The sequence below is a fragment of the Massilia orientalis genome (genome assembly GCF_030411975.2).
GTDB lineage: Bacteria > Pseudomonadota > Gammaproteobacteria > Burkholderiales > Burkholderiaceae_D > Telluria > Telluria orientalis.
Map to the genome: position 1 here is coordinate 58312 of NZ_JASNRB020000009.1, position 16187 is coordinate 74498.

Below are 16187 nucleotides of genomic sequence, written 5' to 3' on the forward strand. Positions count from 1 at the left end.
AAATCCTAATGGCTATAATTTCCAGATCAATTATAAAAACCGAGAGAGTCCATGAGCCATTCCCGTGCAGTCGTTTTCATCGATCCCGCCATCGCCGGCTGGGAAGACATCGCCGCCTCCGCAGGCCATGCACGCGTCGTCGTGCTGGATGACGGACAGGATGGGCTGCTCCAGGTCGCCGCCGCGCTGGCGGCCGAGCGCGACCTGGCCGCCATCCACATCGTCTCGCACGGCAGCGCCGGCCGGATCGTGCTGGGCAGCACGGTCGTGACCGCCGGCGTGCTCGCGCATTACGCCGGCGCGCTCGCGACGATCGGCCGCAGCCTGGCCGCGGCGGGGGACATCCTGCTGTACGGCTGCGAAGTCGGCCAGGGCGCCGCCGGCGCCGCCTTCCTGGAGCAGCTGTCCGACTACACGGGCAGCGACGTGGCGGCGTCGACCGGCCTGACCGGCGCGGCCGCGCTCGGCGGCGACTGGCACCTGGAAGCGCACGTGGGCACGATCATGGCCCGGCCGCTGGCGGCGCCGGCCTTTGCCGGCACGCTGGCGCTCGTCGGCGGCACCGTCAATAACGACCGCCTGGTCGGCACCGCGGGCGCGGATTCGATGTCGGGCGGCGCCGGTGACGACGTCCTCGTCGGCAGCGCCGGCAACGACACGATGGATGGCGGCGCCGACGGCGCGTACGGCGACACGGTCGACTATTCGGCCGGCACGGCCGGCGTGTCGGTCGACCTGGCAGCGGGCACCGCCAGGGACAACTGGGGCAACACGGACACGCTGATCGGCATCGAGCACGTCACCGGCTCCGCATTCGCCGATACGCTGATCGGCTCGGCCGGCCAGAACTGGTTCCGCCCGGGCAAGGGCAACGACACCGTCAACGGCGGTGGCGGCGACGACGTCGTCATGTACGAGGGCATCACCACCAGCGTCACCATCAACCTGCGGACGGGCGTCGCCACCGGCGCGGACGTCGGCAGCGACACGTTGACCGGCATCCGCAACATCCACACGGGCGCGGGCGCGGACATCATCCAGTTGTCGGACCAGGGCGGCTACGTGTTCGCCCGCGGCGGCAACGACAGGATCACGGGCGGCAACGGCAGCGATACGTTCATCGGCGGCAGCGGCAACGATACCCTCGACGGCGGCGCCGGCCGCGACACGGCCAACTACATGGACGACACCCATGACGGCACCGTGAACGTGGTGGTCACGGGCCTGGGCGTCAAGGTCAACCTGGCCACCGGCATCGCGACCGACAACTGGGGCCACACGGATACGCTCCTCAACATCGAAGACGTGTCCGGCTCGCGCTTCGGCGACACCATCACGGGCAACGCGGCCGACAACAACCTGCGCGGCGAGGACGGCAACGACACGCTGTCCGGCGACGCCGGCAACGACTGGCTCGACGCCGGCAACGGTGCCGACAGCGTGGTGGGCGGCGCCGGGTTCGACCAGCTGACGGGCGGCGCCGGCAACGATACGCTCGACGGCGGCGCCGACCGCGACCGCGTCAACTACAACAACGAGTATCCCGGCACCGGGCTCACGGGCAAGGGTGTGACGGTCAACCTGGCGACCGGTACCGCAACCGACAACTGGGGCAACACGGACAAGCTCGTCAGCATCGAGGACGTGTCCGGCTCGCGCTATGCCGACACGCTGGTCGGCAATGCAGCCGACAACAGCCTGAACGGTGACGACGGCAACGACACGTTGTCCGGCGATGCCGGCAGCGACTGGCTCGACGGCGGCAACGGTGCCGACAGCCTGCTGGGCGGCCTGGGCATGGACCAGCTGTCCGGCGGCGCCGGCAACGATACGATCGACGGCGGCGCCGACCGCGACCGCGTCACCTATTTCAACGACTACGGCACCATCGCGCCGACCGGCAAGGGCGTCGTGGTCAACCTGGCGACCGGTACCGCGACCGACAACTGGGGCAACACGGACAAGCTCGTCAGCATCGAGGACGCGTCCGGCTCGCGCTATGCCGACACGCTGATCGGCAATGCGGCCGACAACAGCCTGTCCGGCGACGACGGCAACGACACGATCTCCGGCGATGCCGGCAACGACTGGCTCGACGGCGGCAGCGGTGCCGACAGCATCCTGGGCGGCGCCGGCTTCGACCAGCTGACGGGCGGCGCCGGCAACGACACGCTGGACGGCGGCGCCGACCGCGACCGCGTCAACTACAACTACGAGTACCCGGTCACCGGGCTTACCGGCAAGGGCGTGACGGTCAATCTCGCAACGGGCACGGCCATCGACAACTGGGGCAATACGGACAAGCTCGTCGGCATCGAAGAGGTGACCGGCTCCCGCTTCGCCGACGTCATCACGGGCGATGCGCAGGATAACTACCTGTGGGGCGAAGAAGGCAACGACAGCATCGCGGGTGCCGGCGGGTCGGACATGCTGACCGGGACCAGCGGCAACGACACACTGGACGGCGGCGACGGCCGCGACCGCGCCAATTACTCGGACGACTACCGCGGCCCGGCGCCCACCGGCAAGGGCGTCACGGTCAACCTGGTCACGGGCGTCGCGACCGACAACTGGGGCAACACCGACAAGCTCGTCAGCATCGAGGACGTGACCGGCTCGCGCTATGCCGACACGCTGACCGGCAATGCGGCCGACAACAGCCTGAACGGCGACGACGGCAACGACACGCTGTCCGGCGATGCCGGCAACGACTGGCTCGACGCGGGCGCGGGCAGCGACAGCCTGCTCGGCGGTGCGGGCATGGACCAGCTGTCCGGCGGCGCCGGCAACGACACGATCGACGGCGGCGCCGACCGCGACCGCGTCACCTATTTCAACGACTACGGCCCCATCGCGCCGACGGGCAAGGGCGTCATCGTCGACCTGACGCTGGGCACCGCGACCGACAACTGGGGCAACACGGACAAGCTCGTCGGCATCGAGGACGTGTCCGGTTCGCGCTACGGCGACGTCCTGACCGGCGACGCCAACGACAACAACTTCTACGGCGACGACGGCAACGATACGCTCGCCGGCGGCGCCGGCAACGACTGGCTCGACGCCGGCGGCGGCAACGACAGCCTGCTGGGCGGCATCGGTACGGACCAGTTGTCCGGCGGCGCGGGCAACGACACGATCGACGGCGGCGATGGCCGCGACAACGTCATCTACGACAACGACTACGGCAGCATCGCGCCGACCGGGAAGGGCGTCGTCGTCAACCTGGCGACCGGTGTCGCGACCGACAACTGGGGCAATATCGACAAGCTCGTCGGCATCGAAGCCGTCGTCGGTTCGCGCTATGGCGACTTCATCACGGGTAGCGCGGGCGACAACGACCTGTTCGGCCAGGACGGCAACGACACGCTGGCGGGCGGCGACGGCAACGACTGGCTCGACGGCGGCAACGGCAGCGACGTCCTGCAGGGCGGCAGCGGCGTCGACGCGTTCTCGGGCGGGACCGGCAACGACACGATCGACGGCGGCGACGGCCGCGACCTCGTCTCGTACACCAACGACTACGGCGCACTCCCGATCACGGGCGTGGGCGTGAAAGTCAACCTGGCCACCGGCGTCGCCACCGACAACTGGGGCAACACGGATACGCTCGTCAGCATCGAGGACGTGTCGGGTTCGCGCTTCGCCGACAAGCTGACCGGCAATGGCGCCGACAATGCCCTGATGGGCGGCGCCGGCGACGACGTGCTCGCGGGCGGCGGCGGTGCCGACCGGCTCAATGGCGATGCCGGCGACGACACCCTGGACGGCGGCAGCGGCATCGACACGTTGAGCGGCGGCGACGGCAGCGACACGTACTACGTCGACAATGCCGGCGACATCGTGATCGAGACCAATGCGTCCGCGGCGGGCGGGATCGACGAGGTCGTGGCGTCGGCCAGCCATGTGCTGGGTCTCAACATCGAGAACCTGACCCTGCTGGGCGGAGCCATCAACGGCACCGGCAATGCGCTGGGCAACCTGATCATCGCCGGTTCGGGCGTGAACGCGATCGACGGCGGCGCCGGCATCGACACGCTGTCGTTCGAAACGGCCACCACGTCCGGCACGACCGGCGTGACGCTGGCATTGGGCGCGGCCGGCGTGAAGACGACCGCGGCGGGGATTTCCGGCGCGGACACGGTGGTCAACATCGAAAACCTGATCGGGTCCGACTACAACGACACCTTGTCCGGCAACGCCGGCGTCAACGTCATCCATGGCGGCGAGGGCAGCGACGTCCTCAATGGCATGGGCGGCAACGACGTGCTGTTCGGCGGCGCGGGCAGCGATGTGTTCGTCTTCACGACGGCGCTGAGCGCCACGGCCAACGTCGTCCGGATCGAGGACTTCTCGAAAGGAGAGGACAAGCTCCGGCTGGAAAACGCGATCTTCACGAAGCTGGCGGCCACGGGGACGCTCGGTGCCGGCAATTTCAAGGTGATCGGTTCGGCGGCCCTCGATGCGGACGACTACATCCAGTACGACAAGGCCACCGGCGCCCTGTACTACGACGCGGACGGTTCGGGCGTGGGCGCGGCCGTCAAGTTCGCCATCGTCGGCGTCAACCTGGCGCTGACCAGCACCGACTTCATGGTGATCTGAGGCAGAGCAGGCCGGTTCCTGCGGACTTCCTGGGTATATACTGGACCATCGTTGCCCGATGACCAGTCCAGGAACCGTGGGTCCCCAATGAACCAGTCGCTCTCCCGCCCGACGAGGATCAGCTATTGCCTGATCATCCTGTTGCTGCTGGCGACACCGGCGCTGCTGGTCTGGCAGCACTACGGGATGGTCAGGACCATCGAGATCTCGCCCGGCCAGCCGCACGGCGCCCGGGTCGCGGACGACCGGCCCGAGCTGGGGGGCAACTCGGTCGGCATCCTGGAGCGCACCCCCGATGCGATCGTCATGCGGTGCGCGCTGGGCACGGTCGCGACTTACGGCTTCTGCAAGTTGCAGTTCCTGCTGGGCCGGCCGGGCAAGGGGATCGACCTGTCCGGGTTCGACTCGATCGATTTCGACCTGCGCTACACGGGGCGGCCGCCGCGTATCGTCAAGCTGCACCTGATGAATTTCGAGCCGGAGTTCTCCACCCTCGGCGACTGGAATTCGCAGCGCTTCAACGAAGCGGAAATCGACTTGTCGCGGCAGGCCACCCCGTTCACGATTCCGATGAACGTCCTGCGCACCGCCGACTGGTGGCGCAGCACGCACAAGATCCCGCTCTCCAAGAGCTACCCCCGGCTCGACCGCGTGACGGCCGTGGAATTGTCGACGGGCGCCGTCCCGCAGGGGCAGACCATCACGCTCGAGGTGCGCTCGATCCGCTTCCACGGCAAGTGGATCTCGAAGACCGCGCTGCTCATGGGCCTGGTGTTCGCGTGGATCGCCTGCGGCATCCTCGGCCTGACGCTCGGCCTGCTGCATTTCCGGGACAGCCTGTCCGCCACGAAGTCGCGCCTGGAACACCTGGCCGCCGTCGACCGCGAACGCAAGGCGGCCGAAGCGGCGCGCGAGGCGGCTCTGGCCGAGGCTGTCGGCCTGGCGCGCCAGCGCAGCAATTTTCTCGCGCAGATGAGCCATGAATTGCGCACCCCGCTCAACGCCATCATCGGCTATGCGCAATTGCTCAAGCGCGACCGGCACCTGCTGAACGACCGCCAGGCCGCGGGCCTCGCCACCATCCACGAAAGCGGCCAGCACCTGCTCACCCTCATCAACGACATCCTGGACCTGGCGCGGGTCGAGGCCGGCAAGATGGTGCTGTATCCGGCCGCGGTCCACCTCGGCACATTCCTGCAGGTGGTCGTCGACATCATGCGCGTGAAGGCCGAGGAGAAGGGCCTCGCGTTCGAGTACGCACTCGCGCCCGACGTGCCAGCCGCCGTGACGATCGACGAGACGCGCCTGCGCCAGGTGCTGCTCAACCTGCTCGGCAACGCGGTGAAATTCACCGATCGCGGGACGGTCTCGCTGCGGGTCGCGCGCGTGCCGGCGGCAAGCGGGGACGACGCCTGCGTACGGCTGCGCTTCGAGGTGGCCGACACGGGCATCGGCATGAGCGCGCACCAGCTCGGCCGCCTGTTTCGCCCGTTCGAACAGGTGGCCGACGTGCCGCGGCGCGCCGGCGGCACGGGGCTGGGCCTGGCCATCAGCCAGCAACTGGTGCGCCTGATGGGCGGCACCATCGGCGTCGCCAGCGAACCGGACGAGGGCAGCACGTTCTGGTTCGAATTCGCCGCGCCGGTCGCCACCGGCAGCCCGGCCAGCGCGCCGTCGCAGCGCACGATCGTCGGCTATGAAGGCGAGCGCAAGCGCTTGCTGATCGTCGACGACGTCCCGCAGAACCGCGCGATGCTCGTCGACCTGCTGCAGGCCGTGGGCTTCGTCGTGGCCGCGGCCGAGAACGGCCTCGAATGCCTCGCCCTGCTCGACAGCTTCAAGCCCGACCTGATCGTAATGGACGTCATGATGCCTGTGATCGACGGCAACGAGACGACGCGGCGGATCCGCCAGATGCCGGCGTGGCGCCGGGTGCCCGTCATCGCCGTGACGGCCGGCGCCAGTCCCGAGGACGAAGCGCGGTGCCGGGAAGCGGGCGCCGACGCCTTCGTGCCCAAGCCGGTCGAACACGACGTCCTGCTGCGCGCCATCGGCACACAGCTGGGCCTGGCGTGGATCACCGGCCCGGCTGCGCCGGACGCGCCGCCGGAGGAGGAAGAGGCCGCGCTGGTCGTCCCGCCCACCGAAGAGATCGAGGTGCTGTGGCAGCTGGTGCGGATCGGAAACATGCGCAAGATCCGCGAACAGGCCGGCTACCTGCGGACGCTCGACCCGTCCTATGCGCCGTTCGCCGACCACCTCGATGCGCTCGCGCGGGGCTATCACTCGAAAGACCTGGCCGCGTTCGTGGCCCGCTACCGGACCGAGGACGTCGTGCGGCCGGCGGTTTGACGACAGACAAATACATATGTGTCGGAGAAATTTACATAAATACAATCATTTTGAAACAAAAAATCCGGCAAAAATGAAACAAGCGTTTGATTAATTGAAGAAATAACTCTTGGTTACAGTTAATGGCATACCCCTTGCTTGACTGCGGATGAGCCTGCCGGTGCCCGGCGGGATCTTCAACAATCGACAGGGAGTCCGCTTTGAGAACGCTTACCGCCATTGCTGTAGCCATCGGCGTGCTGACCACGTCGCTGGCGTACGGCGCCACGACCTCCACCCAGTTCCACCTCGACCGCGATGCGCGCATCGTCGACCTGGGCCTCGCGCCCCAGTCGGAAGTGCGCCAGGTCACGCTGTCGCTGGCGGTGAAAAACGCCGCCGCTATGGACGCGCACGCGGCGTCCATCGTCGACCCGTCCAGCCCGAACTACCGCAAGTTCCTGACGCCGGCGCAGGTCGGCAGCCTGTACGGCCAGGACGCCACGTCCATCGCCCAGGTGGTGAACTTCCTGCAGTCCCAGGGCCTGACGGTCACGAAAGTCTATGCGAACAACCTGCTGATTTCCGCGAAGGGCACGAATGCGCAACTCGCGGCCGTGTTCGGCAGCCCGATCCATGCCTACCAGTCGCTGGGCCGCAAGTACGAGGCGCCGGCGGGCGCGACCGCCGTGCCGGCCAACCTGTCCGGCATCGTCAAGGCCGTGCACGGCTTGAACGGCCGTCCGCTCTTCCACAGCAATATCGTGCGCCAGCCGGCCTCGGGCGTGGCGACCGGCGAGTCGAAGCTCGTACCGAGCCGCATCCCGACCGCGAACGCCGCGGCCGCCTCCTTGCCGGGCGAGTACACGGTACGGGACCTGGCCGCCAAATACAACGTGACGCCGCTGTATTCGGCCGGCGTGACGGGCGCCGGCAAGACCATCGGCATCGCCACGCTGGCCGGCTACCGCCAGTCCGATGCGTACGGCTACTGGAATGCGCTGGGGTTGAACGTGGCGCCGAACCGCATCACCGACGTGCCGGTCGACGGCGGCCCGCTGCCGGATGACGGTCCGGGCAGCGACGGTGCCGGCGAGACCACCCTCGACATCGAACAATCGGGCGGCGTGGCGCCGGGCGCGAACATCCGCGTCTACCTGGCGCCGAACCAGGGCAATGGCTTCCTGGACATGTTCGCCACGGCCGTCGACGAGAACATCGTCGATACGCTGTCCGTGAGCTGGGGCGCCGCAGAGGTATTCAATGACCCGGCGGACCTGGCCGCGTTCCACGCGGTGTTCGTCCAGGCCGCGCTGCAGGGCATTCCCGTGATCGCCGCGTCGGGCGACGCCGGCGCCTTCGACATCAACAGCGCGCTGCCGTATCCCGCCTGCACGACCCTGCTGACGACCGATCACCCGGCGTCCGACACGGCCGTGCTGGCCGCCGGCGGCACGACCCTGCCGCACACGCAGGCGCACAAGTACGGCAACATCACGATCCCGACCGAGCGCGCCTGGGCGTGGGACTACCTGCGCAACTACATCACGCAATACTACGGCCAGACCACGTATTACACGGATTACTTCCCGGTGGGCGGCGGTGGCGGCGTGAGCGTCGACTTCGGCCGGCCGTCGTACCAGAACAACCTGGCCGGCGTCGCGTCGACCTCGGCGGCGCAGAGCCTGTACTGCAAGGCGTCCGTGCTGGGCGATCCGGGCACGGGCTACGAATGGCTGATCGACCTGCCGCCCGCCGTCCCGGGCCGTAACCTGCCGGACGTGTCGCTCAACGCCGACCCGTACAGCGGCTACCTCGTGTACTTCGAAGGGCAATGGGGTTCGGGCAGCGGCGGCACCAGCTTCGTCGCGCCGCAGCTGAACGGCATCTTCACCCTGATCGCGGCCGGCAGGAACGACCGCCTGGGCCTGCTGCATCCGCAGCTGTACGGCGCCTTCAAGACCTACGGCTATGGCGCCAGGTCGCCGTTCCGTGCGATCACGGCCGGCACCAATCTCTACTACAAGAGCACGAACACGTTCAATCCGGCGACGGGCCTCGGCTCGCTCGACGTGACGAACCTCGCGCGCGCATTCGGCGTGAATCTGTGAACCCTTCAGGAACAAGCAAATGAAATCGATCAAGCACATGCTGTTCGGCCTCGTCCTCGCGACCTGCGCCGCCTTCAACGCCTCCGCCACGCCGACGTACAGCGACATGTTCTTCGTCGTGCCCGAGTTCGGCCCGACCACGACCCAGACCTGGGATTTCGGCATCTCGGCACCCGGCGCCCTGGCCGGCGAGACGTTCGAGTTCGACTTCCTGTTCAACACGCCGCCCGAGCCGGCATGGTTCTCGTTCGTCGTGTTCCCGGACCTTGCGGGCTCGATCGCCTTCACCGACCTCGGCATCTTCGCCGGCGACCTCTTCACGCCGATCGACGCGCTGAGCCTGAACCTGGCGAGCGAACTGGCGAAAGGTGCGGGCTGGATCACGAGCGGCACGTACGACCTGCGCCTGGCCGGCACGTTCCTCGTCGACGGCGCCGGTTTCACGGGGCGTGCGGAGTCCGACATTCCGGAACCCGTGAGCCTGGCGCTGCTGGGGCTCGGCCTGGCGGGGATGGCGGGGGTGCGGCGGCGCAAGGCCGTCAAGGAAGCGGCTTGATGTGAAGGCCGGCATGTCGCCGCGGCGCCTTGCCGCGGTCCTCCTGTGCCTGCGGACCGACCGGAACGTGGAGCGGTCGGAACGATGTTTTCAAACGACGGGCGCCGCCCGTCCCCGGCACGCAACGCCGTTCGACATGCCTCACTCGACCCCGCGGCCCGACCCTTCGACGAGCACGGCGCCCGAAAACTGTTGCAACCCGCCGGCTTGTGGCCGACGCGGGACCCGCCGTACATCATCTCCTGCATCGCGTTCGTGAAGACATCGTAGACGCGCTCACGATCACACTGACATGGTGGCCGTGCCGCTGATGCGGCGGGAGAATATCTGCCCGATACGAAAACAAATGCCCGCGAAGTTGCGGGCATTTTATTGCCTACTGCACGGAGCAATTGCTCTAGTTTATTTGCCCAGCTAATCCCATGGAGCGGCGGCCTGACGGCTTGCGTGGTGTCAAAAGGCTAATTCGGCCCGTATAGGAGTATCTCATTTCGTGTCATTCCGGGCCACGTAACATTTAGTTGTTACTGCGTAATGCAACGCCTCTTTTAGTGCCGTTTGTAATTCAAGCGAACACGTACATGTTAAATAGCGTCAGAGTGTTTTTCCAGGGCGAATTCAACCGCAATGTTGTCACCCTGGTGACCGGGACGGGGCTCGCGCAGCTTATTCCACTTGCGGTTACACCGATCCTGTCACGCCTTTATCCGCCGGAGCAATTCGGCGTGCTCGCACTCTTTGTTTCGGTCGTATCAAGCTTGTCCGTGCTGGCCACGGGCCGTTATGAATTCGCGATCATGCTGCCGCGTAAGGATGTCGATGCCACCAATATTGCGGCATTGTCGATCACGATCAGCCTGATCGTCGGCGTCAGCCTGTTTGCGGTCGCCTGCCTGTTGCACAAACCGATATCAACAGCGCTGGAAAACGAATCGATGTCGGCATGGCTGTATGTCCTTCCCCTGGCGGTTTTTCTGAATGGCATTTACTCGACTCTAAAATATTGGTGCAATCGCCACAAGCTGTATTTTTTGATGGCGCATCGGCAAGTGCTTCATAGCGGCGGGACCTCGGCCGTGCAGCTCGGCCTCGGGCTGCTCCACGCCGGCGCCGGCGGACTGGTGATCGGAAGCGTGTCCGGCCAGGCCCTGGCGGCGGGCATGATGGCGGGCATGGTGCGCCGCCATTGTCCGCGATTCTGGCGCGGCGTCGACAAACGCAAGATGCTGGCGCTGGCGAAGCGTTATCGAAGCTGTCCGCAATACCTGGCCCCGGCCCATACGCTGGGTGCGGTGTCGGTCCAGCTGCCCACGATATTCATCAATGCCGCGTTCGGTCTGGCGGCGTCCGGATATTTCATGCTGGCCGAGCGGGCGGTCGGAATGCCGCTGTCGCTGGTATCGGGCTCGATCGGGGATGTTTTCAGGCAGGAAATCAGCGAGGCTTTCCTGGCAGGGCAACGTTGCAGAGAGATATTTATTTCGACACTCAAAAAACTTGTGGCGATCGCGACACCGCCGTTTCTGCTCCTGCTGTTTTTCGCGCCGTCGCTGTTTGCGCTGGTATTCGGTGAAAAGTGGCGTGTCGCGGGAGAATATGCCCGGCTGATGTGCCCGATGTTTTACCTGCGCTTCATCAGTAACCCTTTGAGCCTGGTTGCGATAATCGCGCAGAAGAATCGATTCGAATTTGTGTGGCAGGTGGGTATGTTGTTTTGCCTGACGATCGTGGCGGCAACACATTATGTCATTCACCTGGACGCGAACAAGTACATCGTCGGCTTCGTGATTATCTACAGCGTATTTGATCTCGCGAATCTTTTTGCTTCATATAAATTTGCCTGCGATGGCGACTGGCGGAAGTCCGGCAGCCGAATGCGTTGATCGGCTCCGCAGTTTCAATCGTTGTTTGATGACGGGAGCAAGGCAATGGATGCAGTCATTCAAGAGTTGAACGGGACAGAAGGCGAGAATACGCAACACCGGTCCGCTACGCTGCTGAACAAAGCCGAGTATCGAAACCTGTGCGCAGCCGAGCCGTCGATCCCGATTTTTTCGAATGCCTGGTGGCTCGACGCGGTCGCCGGGCCGGACGGCTGGGACGTCGCGCTCGCGAAGGTCAATGGGCGGATCGTCGGTGCCATGCCGTTCTGCATGACCCGGCGCCATGGCATGAAGGTGATCCAGCAGCCGCCCTTGACACCTGTACTCGGGCCGTGGATACGGGGCGACCAGGGCACCCCCACCACCAGACTGAGCAACCAGCAAAAAATCATGCAGTCGCTGATCGAGCAACTGCCCTGGTTCGACCATTTCAGCCAGGCCTGGAACAAGGATTTGTCGAACTGGCTGCCGTTTTACTGGAACGGCTTCAGCCAGTCGACTGAATACACCTACGTCATTCCCGGGCTGGACGACCTCGATGGCGTCTGGAGCAGGTTCGACCCCACCCGCCGCAAACATTGCAGGACAGCTGTCGAGCGGCACAATCTGCGGGTGCGCGACGACCTGCCGCTCGACGCGTTCCTGGCCCTGCACCGGATGACGATCGAAAGCCGCGGCGTCGCGCAGGCGTTCACGGACGATTGCCTGCGCCGCCTGGACGCCGCGTGTGTCGAACACAAGCGGCGCAAGCTCCACATCGTTGTCGACGAGGCTGGCCGGCATTGCGCCGCGACCTATACGGTCTGGGACAACAATTGTGCGTACGCATTGCTGAAGGGGTCCGACCCCGACATGCACCATACCCAGGCGCCCAGTGTCTGCCAATGGGAAGCCATCAAGTTCAGTGCCACGGTTGCCCCGAAATACGATTTTCTCGGGAACATGAACCCGTCGATCGAACCCTATGTCCGCAGCTTCGGGACGGAGCAGACGCCGGTATTCACCATCACCAAAACCCCTTCGCGTTTGCTGCGCCTGCGCCGCGGTCTGCTCTCGGCGCTCGCCGGTGGACACCAGGAACGCCTCATCCACCGAAAGCCAGCCCGATGACGACCATCCCGCCCAAGGCGCCTGTACAGGCCACGCGCGACATTGCCTCGCCGAAGGACACGTACCGCCGGTTCTGCGCCCAGGAACCTTCGCTGCCCCTGTTTTCGCGCGACTGGTGGCTGGACGCAGCGGTAGGTCGGAACGGCTGGGATGTCGCGCTCGTAAAGAAAGGCAACGAAGTGCTCGCGGCGATGCCGTATGTGATCCGCAGCCGCTACGGCATGCGGATCGTCACGCAGCCCGCCCTGACGCCCATGCTCGGCCCCTGGCTGCGGCCGACCGGGGGCAGGCAGGCGGCGCAGCTGAGCAACGACAAGGACGTCATGCAGGCGCTGATCGATCAACTGCCCCGTTTCGATCACTTCGCGCAGACCTGGCATCCGGGCGTCGGGAACTGGCAGCCTTTCTTCTGGAACGGCTTCCGGCAAACCACGTACTACACCTTCGTCCTGCCCGAGTTGACGGACATGGACAAATTGTGGGCCGGGTTCGAAGGCAAGACCCGCCGCGCCATCACCAAGGCCCAGAAGCAACACCAGCTGCAGGTCCGCAGCGACGTCCCCCTCGACCTGCTTCTCGACCTGAACCGCAAGACGTTTGCGCGCCAGGGCCTGCTCCCACCGTATCCCGACGACTTCGTCCGGCGCCTCGACGCCGCCTGCCGGGAGCGCGGCTGCTGCAGGGTGTTCTGCGCGCTCGATCCCGACGGCGCCCCGCATGCGGCCTGCTACGTCGTCTGGGACGAACACAGCGCCTACGGCCTGATCTCGGGCACGGACCCCGCCTACCGCGAAAGCCAGGCCAACAGTCTTTGCGTATGGGAGTCGCTCCTCCACGCCGCCGGCGTGACGCGCGCATACAACTTCTCCGGTTCGATGATCGCGCCTTTCGAAGCCTACCTGCGTGGCTTCGGCGGTAACCATGTCCCGTATTTTCACATCAGCAAAACCCCGTCGCGGCTGCTGACCCTGCGCCAAGGCCTGTTGTCACTCACCGGGAAACACTGATGCTGCGTATCTCACTGCCGGAGAGCCAACGTCCCGAGCGCAGCTGGATCTGCGACGTCTTGCTCGGCGAATTCCTGGGGCTCGATGTCGAGCTCGCGTTCGACCGCGGGGACACGGTGCGCATCAGCGCGGCCGGCCGGACGCTGCGTTTGCCGGACGTCTTCTTTGCCGGGGCCGCGCGCCCGGATGCAACGCCGCAACAATGGGTCGTCGCCCGCAGCGGTCTCGATGCGCGTCTGTGCGAAGCCGGCGTCCCGGTGCTGTTCGGCGCTCCCGGGTTCACGATCGACGCCGACGGCAACGCCGCGCTGGCGCTCGATGTCTTCGGATCGGCATTCTTCATGCTCGCGCGCTACGAGGAATCGCTGAGTCCCGCGCGCGACGGACATGAGCGTTTCCCCGCCAGCGAGTCGCTTGCCGTGCGCCAGGGTTTTCTCGACCGCCCTATCGTGGACGAGTACGTCGAGATCCTGTGGGCGGCCATGCACAGGCAGTGGCCCACGCTCGCGCGGAAGCAACGCGCCGCGCGCACGCTGATCAGCTGCGACGTCGACCTGCCGTTCGATCCGGCGTGCGCATCGATCGGGCGTCTCGGCAAGCGGCTGGTGGGGCGCGCGGTACGGGAGCGCTCGCTGAGTGCGTTATGCGCCACCGCCGGCAACTACTGGGCAGTCAGGCGCGGGAACCAGGCACGGGACCCTTACTGGCAAGCGTTGTCGTGGATGATGGATGTGAACGAGAAGGCCGGCAACCAGGTCACGTTCAACTTCATCCCCGAACGGACCGACGGCGCCATGGACCATGCGCCGGGCATCGACGATGGCCGCATGCGCGCGCTGCTGCGCACCGTGCACGCGCGCGGCCACCTGGTCGGCATTCACCCCGGCTATCGCACCTACCGGCATCCTGACGCGTTTGCGCGCTCGGCCGCGGCCCTGCGGCGCGCCATCGACGAGGAAGGCATCCGCCAGGACGAACTGGGCGGGCGCCAGCACTACCTGCGCTGGGACGTGCGGACCACGCCGCAGTTGTGGGCAGCGAACGAACTGACTTACGACAGCACCCTGTCTTACCCGACGATCGCCGGGTTTCGCGCGGGAACCTGTCACGAATACACGATGTACGACCTGGTCGGGCGCCGGCCGCTCACTTTGAAGCAACGGCCGCTGGTCGTCATGGAAAACGCGGTGATCGACGACCCCAACATGGGACTGGGCCATGGCGACCGGGCGCATGCCGCGATGCGGTGCTACAAACAGAGGTGCGCCCGTTTCGATGGCGACTTCACACTGCTCTGGCATAACTCGTCGTTCGCGGGCGAAGCCGACCGGGCGATGTATTGCGACCTCATCCAATAGGCGAGCCGAGCATGTCCGCCACCTATGCGCCCTCGGCCAGCATCGCCAGCACGCCCGGCAAGGCAGGTCCGGCGCGGCTGGCGTTCCTGCTGCTGTTCCCTGGCTTTTTTTTCTACCAGACGCTGATCGGCATGGGGGTGATGGGGGCCTTCGTGGGCGGGTATTTTTCGGTCGTCTCCATCGGGTTGTTGCCGCCGCTCGCCTGCATGTATTACCTGGCAATCAGGGCGTCCGGCTACCGTATCGCGTCGACCGATCTGCAGTTCGGCTTTTTCCTGTTCTATTTTTTCCTGGTCGTGGCGATCAACGCGGCCTTTGGCGCCGATCCCACGATCGTGAAGACGCACCTGTTGTCGATCCTCTATTTCATCAACATCTACCTGATCTTCAAACACAGCGACTTTTCAGAGCGCAAGACGATCGCGACGACGCTGGCCTCGCTCCTGCTGATGTCGGCGACCGTATTCTTCTTTTCGCGGGACGGCAGTTTCCAGCCGGGGCAGTTCGGCGATCCGACGAGCCCGGACAGTGTCGCGACCTACCAGGAGCTCGCCCGCTCCTACGTCCTCACCTTCGTGACGGTCATCTGCTTCACGCGCGTACTGGCGGCCCGGCTGGTCCTGTATGCCATCGCTGCCGCGGCGCTGTTCCTGAACGGTGCGCGCAGCGAGCTGGTGGCGGCGCTGTCCCTGTTTCCGATGATCGAACTGTATCGCGCGAAGCACTGGCTTCCTTTCCTGTACCTGGTGCTGCTCGTGTCCGGCCTGGCGAGCATCGATCCGAAGTTCCTTGCGACGCATTTTCCTGAAAGCCGGGTGTGGGAATTATTCAACCTCTCCCAGTCGTCGTCTGCGAGCGCCAGGCACGAGCTCACCGAACACGCGCTGCGCACGATTGCGGATAACCCGGTACTGGGCGCATACGCCAGTTATCCGCCGGGCGGGTATTCGCACAACATCCTGTCGGCCTGGGTCGACCTCGGCTTGTTCGGCTTTGTCTACATGCTGTTCATGCTGGGACGCACCACGGTCGTGCTGTGCTCCCGCGGTTGGCTGGCACGGCCCAGGTCAGGCCAGTTCCTGCTGGCATGGTCACTGATCTGCATCTCGTTGCTCCTGCTGGTGACCGCCAAGACGTTCGACGACATGTTCACTGGCGCCGCCATGGGTGCTTACGCGAACTATCGAAACACCAGGCGGCCGCCGGGAAGCCGCCGATAACGTAGAAGG

Annotated in this window: 9 protein-coding genes; all 9 read left to right on the forward strand. The window is 65.7% G+C overall.

The genetic code is table 11. The features are described 5' to 3' along the window. Positions 1–51: 51 nt before the first annotated feature. Positions 52–4602 carry a DUF4347 domain-containing protein gene (locus tag QPK29_RS15815; RefSeq protein WP_371768027.1) on the forward strand — a complete coding sequence of 1517 codons (4551 nt, stop codon included), beginning with the start codon at positions 52–54 and terminating at the stop codon, positions 4600–4602. An 87-nt stretch (positions 4603–4689) separates the two neighbouring features. Then, positions 4690–6954 carry an ATP-binding protein gene (locus tag QPK29_RS15820; protein WP_371768028.1) on the forward strand — a complete coding sequence of 755 codons (2265 nt, stop codon included), beginning with the start codon at positions 4690–4692 and terminating at the stop codon, positions 6952–6954. A 200-nt stretch (positions 6955–7154) separates the two neighbouring features. Continuing rightward, complete coding sequence (locus tag QPK29_RS15825; protein ID WP_371768029.1) at positions 7155–9044, forward strand: S53 family peptidase; 1890 nt, start codon at positions 7155–7157, stop codon at positions 9042–9044. A gap of 19 nt (positions 9045–9063) precedes the next feature. Beyond that, positions 9064–9600 (forward strand): PEP-CTERM sorting domain-containing protein, encoded by a 537-nt coding sequence (locus QPK29_RS15830; RefSeq protein WP_056132302.1) that lies wholly within the window; start codon positions 9064–9066, stop codon positions 9598–9600. Between the two features lie 581 nt (positions 9601–10181). After that, positions 10182–11483: an oligosaccharide flippase family protein gene (locus QPK29_RS15835; protein WP_371768030.1), complete on the forward strand. Its 1302-nt coding sequence runs from the start codon at positions 10182–10184 to the stop codon at positions 11481–11483. A 45-nt stretch (positions 11484–11528) separates the two neighbouring features. After that, positions 11529–12593 carry a GNAT family N-acetyltransferase gene (locus QPK29_RS15840; protein ID WP_371768031.1) on the forward strand — a complete coding sequence of 355 codons (1065 nt, stop codon included), beginning with the start codon at positions 11529–11531 and terminating at the stop codon, positions 12591–12593. Beyond that, entirely contained in the window at positions 12590–13600 is a 1011-nt protein-coding gene (locus QPK29_RS15845) for a GNAT family N-acetyltransferase (protein ID WP_160409992.1), read from the forward strand. The genes QPK29_RS15840 and QPK29_RS15845 overlap by 4 nt, the downstream gene beginning before the upstream one ends. Further along, a complete protein-coding gene (locus QPK29_RS15850; protein WP_371768032.1) occupies positions 13600–14958 on the forward strand; it encodes a polysaccharide deacetylase family protein in 1359 nt (452 codons plus the stop codon). Before QPK29_RS15845 ends, QPK29_RS15850 begins: the two co-directional genes overlap by 1 nt. An 11-nt stretch (positions 14959–14969) precedes the next feature. Continuing rightward, positions 14970–16178, forward strand: a complete 1209-nt coding sequence (locus QPK29_RS15855) for an O-antigen ligase family protein (RefSeq protein ID WP_371768033.1) — start codon at positions 14970–14972, stop codon at positions 16176–16178. Positions 16179–16187: the final 9 nt, after the last annotated feature.